Annotated in this window: 6 protein-coding genes and 1 pseudogene; 3 read left to right on the plus strand and 4 right to left on the minus strand. The window is 72.5% G+C overall.

The genetic code is table 11. The features are described 5' to 3' along the window. Positions 1 to 23 precede the first annotated feature (23 nt). Entirely contained in the window at positions 24 to 695 is a 672-nt protein-coding gene (locus tag ACZ4IF_RS43920) for a TetR/AcrR family transcriptional regulator (RefSeq protein WP_467574743.1), read from the plus strand. 388 nt (positions 696 to 1,083) lie between these two features. Beyond that, positions 1,084 to 2,925: an asparagine synthase (glutamine-hydrolyzing) gene (gene asnB, locus ACZ4IF_RS43925; RefSeq protein WP_467574745.1), complete on the plus strand. Its 1,842-nt coding sequence runs from the start codon at positions 1,084 to 1,086 to the stop codon at positions 2,923 to 2,925. Positions 2,926 to 3,020: 95 nt separating this feature from the next. Here asnB and ACZ4IF_RS43930 read toward each other — a convergent pair whose 3' ends face one another. The 4 genes from ACZ4IF_RS43930 to ACZ4IF_RS43945 all read right to left on the minus strand — a co-directional run bounded on the left by ACZ4IF_RS43930 (position 3,021) and on the right by ACZ4IF_RS43945 (position 5,259). Further along, a complete protein-coding gene (locus tag ACZ4IF_RS43930; protein WP_467574748.1) occupies positions 3,021 to 3,398 on the minus strand; it encodes a thioesterase family protein in 378 nt (125 codons plus the stop codon). A gap of 71 nt (positions 3,399 to 3,469) precedes the next feature. Next, the gene (locus ACZ4IF_RS43935; RefSeq protein ID WP_467574751.1) at positions 3,470 to 3,610 is read right to left on the minus strand and encodes a hypothetical protein; all 141 of its coding nucleotides are present in this window, start codon (positions 3,608 to 3,610) and stop codon (positions 3,470 to 3,472) included. Between the two features lie 12 nt (positions 3,611 to 3,622). Beyond that, a complete protein-coding gene (locus ACZ4IF_RS43940; protein ID WP_467574753.1) occupies positions 3,623 to 4,339 on the minus strand; it encodes an FUSC family protein in 717 nt (238 codons plus the stop codon). Positions 4,340 to 4,440: 101 nt separating this feature from the next. Beyond that, positions 4,441 to 5,259: a hypothetical protein gene (locus tag ACZ4IF_RS43945; protein WP_467574756.1), complete on the minus strand. Its 819-nt coding sequence runs from the start codon at positions 5,257 to 5,259 to the stop codon at positions 4,441 to 4,443. 208 nt (positions 5,260 to 5,467) lie between these two features. Here ACZ4IF_RS43945 and ACZ4IF_RS43950 point away from each other — a divergent pair. After that, positions 5,468 to 5,860 (plus strand): annotated as a pseudogene (locus ACZ4IF_RS43950) (DUF1345 domain-containing protein); the annotation flags it as partial. Between the last annotated feature and the right edge of the window lie 140 nt (positions 5,861 to 6,000).

Raw genomic sequence — 6,000 nt, forward strand, 5'->3', positions numbered from 1 at the left:
TTACCGCAACGTATAGTCTGCGCATGACGACGACAAGGGCCTCGGACGCGCGGGATCCGGCCGGACGCGATTCCGGGGCGGAGCGGGACCGCCCGCGCGGCACCGGGACCAAGGGTGTCCCGCGCGCTCGCCGGGAGGAGCAGATCCTCGACGCGGCCCTGGAGGAGTTCGGCAGACGCGGATACGCCGCGGCGTCGATGGCCGAGATCGCCCGGCGCGTCGGTGTCACCAAGCCGATGCTCTACACGTACTTCGGCTCCAAGGACGGACTCCACGCCGCCTGCGTCGACCACCTCGGCCCACGTCTGCTCGCGGCGATCGACGGGGCCATGGCGTCGGACCCGCCGGAGGATCAGCTGCCCCACGCGGTGCTCACCGCGGTCTTCCGGACCATCGAGGAGCGGCGTCAGGCCTGGTTCGTGCTGTACGACCGCACCCTGCCGCACGGCTCCGAGCCGTGGCGCGCGGCGCAGCGGCATCGCGAGGCCATCGACGCGCTGGCCGCCTCCGGCACCGCCGCGCTCCTGCGGGGCAAGGGCAACGACGACCCCCTCGACGCGGACGCCCTCAAACACGTGTGGACGGGCACGGTCGGCGCGCTGGTCGGCTGGTGGGTCTCCCACCCCGAACTCTCGGCGCGGGACATGAGCGCACGCTGCGCCCGGCTGTTCGCCGCCGTCCGCGACGGCGCTTGAGGCAGCCGCCGGGCACGGCACCTGAGGCCTGCCCGGGGCCGCGCGGGAAGCGTCGTCCGCCACGGCGTGCGAGGCGAGCCGCCGACGTGGTCCCGATGGCGTCCGCGAGCGGAAGCGGAAGATTGGGGAACTCTTTGCCCGTGGCCGAGATCCGCCGCGATCACCGGGCGCCGTACGGCCCGTCGGTTCTCGCGAGTGCAAAGGGCGGCTGAAAGTGCGAGGCGGGCTCGGTCGTTCGGGGTACGGCCGCGTTGACTGCGCACGGTCCCAGGAACAGGCTGGAATGTAGATGCCTGATGCAACCGGTTTGGCGGCGTGCTGCCACGGGCCCGAGGAATTCCGCAGGTCGTGGTCTCTTCCGCCGTCACCGTGAGAAGGGACGACGCACATGTGCGGCATCACCGGCTGGGTGTCCTTCGACCGTGATCTGCGGAACCGGACCGCGGAATTGGATGCAATGACGGAAACGATGGCCTGCCGCGGCCCGGACGACCGCGGTGTCTGGGCCGAGGGACCGGCGGCGCTCGGGCACCGTCGGCTCGCGATCATCGACCTGCCCGGCGGCCGCCAGCCGATGACCGCGGCCACCCCGCAGGGCACGGTCGCGATGGTCTACTCGGGCGAGACCTACAACTTCACCGAACTGCGCGGCGAGCTGGAGGCGCAGGGGCACCGTTTCACCACCGATTCCGACACGGAGGTCGTCCTGCGCGGCTACCTCGCCTGGGGCGAGGCCCTGCCCGAGCGGCTCAACGGCATGTACGCCTTCGCCGTCTGGGACGGCCGTCACGACAAGCTCGTGATGATCCGCGACCGTATGGGCATCAAGCCCTTCTACTACTACCCGACGTCGGACGGGGTCCTGTTCGGCTCCGAACCGAAGGCGATCCTCGCCAACCCCCTGGCCCCCGCCCGGGTGACGCTGGACGGTTTGCGCGAACTGTTCACCATGATCAAGACGCCCGGACACGCGGTCTGGGACGGCATGCGCGAGGTCGAGCCGGGCACCGTCGTCACCGTCGACCGCTCCGGTCCGCGCAGCCGTGCCTACTGGCGGCTGGAGACCCGCGAGCACGCCGACGACCGGGACACCACCATCGCCACGGTCCGCTCGCTGCTCGACGACATCGTGCGCCGGCAGCTCGTCGCCGACGTGCCGCGCTGCACCCTGCTCTCCGGAGGTCTCGACTCCTCCGCGATGACGGCCATCGCCGCACGGCAACTCCGTGCCGGCGGCGAACGCGTACGCAGCTTCGCCGTCGACTTCGTGGGCCAGGCCGAGAACTTCGTCGCCGACGAACTGCGCGGAACCCCGGACACGCCGTACGTCCACGACGTGGCCCGTACCGCGGGCACCGATCACCAGGACATCGTGCTCGACACGCAGGCCCTCGCCGATCCCGCGGTCCGCGCCAAGGTGATCGGAGCCCGCGATCTGCCCGTCGGCTTCGGCGACATGGACGCCTCCCTCTACCTGCTGTTCCGGGCCATCCGCGCGCACTCCACGGTCGCCCTGTCCGGCGAGTCCGCCGACGAGGTCTTCGGCGGCTACCTCCAGTTCTTCGACGAGGAGGCGCGGCGCGCCGACGCCTTCCCCTGGCTGGTGAGGTTCGGCCGGCACTTCGGGGACGACGCCGACGTCCTGCGGCCCGACCTGACCAAGGCCCTGGACATCGAGTCCTATGTCGCCGACGGATATCGCTCCGCCGTGTCCGGCATCCGCCGCCTGGAGGGCGAGAGCGACTTCGAGTACCGGATGCGGCGCATCTGCCACCTCCATCTGACGCGTTTCGTGCGGATCCTCCTCGACCGCAAGGACCGCATGAGCATGGCCGTCGGCCTGGAGGTGCGGGTGCCGTTCTGCGACCACCGGCTCGTGGAGTACGTCTACAACACGCCGTGGGCGCTCAAGTCCTTCGACGGCCGGGAGAAGAGCCTGCTGAGGGAGGCGACCGCGGACGTCATCCCCACGTCGGTGTACGACCGCGTCAAGAGCCCCTACCCGTCCACACAGGACCCCGCCTACGCGGCCGCACTCCAGGAACAGGCCCGCGAGCTGCTGACCCGGCCGTCCCACCCGGTCTTCGACCTCGTCGACGAGGAACGGGTGAAGCAGGCGGCACACCGGGACACACCCGTCGGTCACCAGGCGGCCCGGCGCGGTCTGGAGCGGACCCTCGATCTCGCCGTGTGGCTGGACATGTACGCACCGGAGATCCTGCTCGACTGAGGCGCTGACAAGCCGTCACGTCGTGAGTCCATCGAGTACCTGGCCGTGCTGTTCGCGGCGCGGCCCTCCCCGCCGACAGCGTCTGTACCCGGCCGTCACCTCGCCCCGCGGGACCGGCCGGGATCCGGTGCCGCGGCGAGGAACCGCTCCCGGTCGACGACCGCCCGATCGATCTCGCCCGACGCGACCAGCGTCCCCGAACCGTCGACCGCCCGGACCCGGAACGTGAGGCGACGGCCGGTGGCGGCGGGAGGATCGGCGAAGACATCCACGCACCCTCCGACCCGCGTCGCGCGCAGGTGCTCGATACGGAGCGCCGTGCCGACGGTCGTCTGACCCGGCGCGGTGAACGGCGCGGCGGCCCGTATCGTCGCCGCTTCCATCCAGGCGACCAGCCGTGGGGTGGACAGCACGGGCACGTCCCCGCTGCCCACCGTCGCCGCCGTGTCGGCGTCGGTCACTTCATGACGCATCGCATCACGCTAGCTCGTCGTGCAGCGGACCGCAGGCAGCCGCCGTCCCGGTGGCGCGGCACACCGGCGCCTCAGAACTGATGGCGGTGCAACCGGGCGAGCAACGAGTAGGCGCGTTGCTCGGCCGCGGCGAGCTCGGCCGGGTCGATCCCGGCCGGCCACAGCTCACCGGCCGCCGCGTCGTCGGCCTCGCGCAGTTCCACGACCGCCATCGCCAGCCGGACCTAGACGAACGCGGGCGGCGGCCCGGCGCGGCGCGCCAGCGCGTGTTCGGCCCGATCGGTGGCTTCCCCGCACCCCTCCAGTGCGCGCTCCACCCGGACCGCGGCACGGTCGTGGACCACGAGGAGCGCACACAGCAGCGCCACGACGATCCCCACCACGCTGCCCAGTACCCGGTCGAGGACCAGCTCCCCCGGCGGCGCGGGGGCCGCCAGGTCGCTCATCAGCAGGGCCAGCGGCGTGAGGAACACGACGCCCAGGGCGTAGTTGCGGGCCACGACGTACTCCAGCAGGAACTCCAGGAGCACGATCAGCAGCGTGAGCGCCACGGGTTCCAGGTGCGCCGCGAGAGCCCCGAACGCGAGCAGCAGCCCGACGACGGTGCCCAGGATCCGCTGGGCGGCCCGCTGTGCCGTGGTGCGGAGGTTGACCGAATGCAGCACCGCCGCCGCGGAGATCGCCGCCCAGTAGCCCCGCTCGAGACCGAGCAGGGCGGCTACCCCGCCGGCCACACCGGTCCCGAGCGCCATCCGCAGGGCGGGCACGGCCAGGACGGCGTAGTGGTCATTGCCGCCACGCGCCCCCATCAGCAGCTCGGTGGCCCGCCGCGCGGCCGGGCTCTCGCGCGCCGGGCCCGCGGTGGCCGGGCCCTCCGCGTCCTCGACCCGGCCGGGGACGGCCGCGGACACACCGGTGCGGGACGCCAGTCCCTCCAGCACGAAGGGATTCCGGAGTCGCCGATCGGTGAGCACGCGCGCCTGTCCGCGCAGCAGTTGCGCCGTGGCGGCCGGGTCGGCGGTGCGGCGACGGGCCGAGTCGATCAGCAGCGTCCAGGACAGATCGGCGAGCCGTACGAAGACGGTGTCGCACCCGGCTGTGGCCCGCGGGACGCCGGCGGGCGGCGCGACTCCGAGGCACTGGTAGGCGTGGAGGACGGCGACGGTCGCCCGGGCCGGGTCTGCCGGGGCGCGTCCCCGATGCCCGAGGCCTCCAGCAGGTCGGCGAGTTTGCGCAGCGCGGTGGCCACGGCCACGCGCTGCGGCCGGTCCGGATGCACGAATCGCCCCAGTACGCCCAGCAGCCAGGCCAGCGCCGCTCCCGCCGCCGCGAGAGCTGTGTACGGGAGCACGTCGGCCCGTGTCGTCGTGTTGTTGGCCGCCACCGCGAACGAGAACAGCAGCAGCACGGCACCCAGCCCGCTCAGCCGTGCCGCGTCGCAGACGAACTTCGACACGCCCGCGACCAGGGCCGTGGCCGCGACCACCACGGCGACGCCGGCTCCACCCGTCGCCCCTGGTGCCCACACGGCGAGGACGGCGCCACAGCCCACCAGCGCCGTCATGGCCACGGCCGCGACCGCCAGGACGCGGGCGCGGCGCGCGTAGGGCAGATTCCGGCCGAACGTCGTGGTGAGGGAGCCCAGCATGGCGTAGACCGCGAGGTCGGGACGGCCGGACAGCGCCATCGGCACCGCCACCAGTCCCATGGCCAGAGCCGCCCGCAGGGCGAACAGAAACGCTCCGTCCACCTCGTGCAGCTTCAGCGCGCCGCGCGGCGAGAGCGCGTGCCGTGCTCCGGCGAGCGCGGGCCGCCGACCCCGCCGAGACCCGGCAGTGACGAATCGGCGCAAAATGGGCATGTCTGGTGTATACCCCTGGTCTTGTCCCGTGAGCGACCGGTCTTGTCCGGTGAGCGATCGCGGAGCCGGGTCGCGCCGGGCCTCGCACGCTTGCTCCGGGGCGCTCCTGCCCGTCGCCTTCTCGGGGCTGTCCCGCTTCGGGGCCCTCGTCGCCTGACGTCCGCCTCGGCCGGGCTGATCGGCGGCAACCCGATTACCGTGGTGGTGCATGAGGACGTGGTTGCCCCTGGGCGCGGTGCCCCGACTCGCAGGCGCGGTGGTCCTCGGAGCCGTGGTCGGCCTGGCCGTCGCACTGCCGGCCGATCCGGCACTCGGCGCCTTGGCCGGCATCGCCGCGACGCAACTGTTCTTCGTGCTCGCGGGATGGCTCGTGCTCTGGCCGATGGACGCCACGGCCACCCACGGCAACGCCCGACGCGAGGACTTCCAGCCCCTCACCGAGGAACTCGTGGTCGTCGCCGTGGCGCTGTGCGGACTGGCCGCCATCGTGCTGCTGCTCCTGCGAGGGCAGTCCGACACCGGACATGCCGCGGCCGCCCTCGCGCTGTGCGGGGTCTTCATGGCCTGGGCCGCCCTGCACCTGATGTACGCCACCCGCTACCGGAATTCATTCGCAGTGCATTGGCCTTCAGGCCGGTGGTGAAGCGAATCTGATGGTGGCGACGCGGGGCGTCGCGGATTCAGGTCCGGCGGAGCCGGACACCGCAGTTCCTCGTCTGCGGTGCGGCGCGTCGCGCGGGC

The sequence above is a fragment of the Streptomyces sp. NPDC025784 genome (assembly GCF_055558435.1).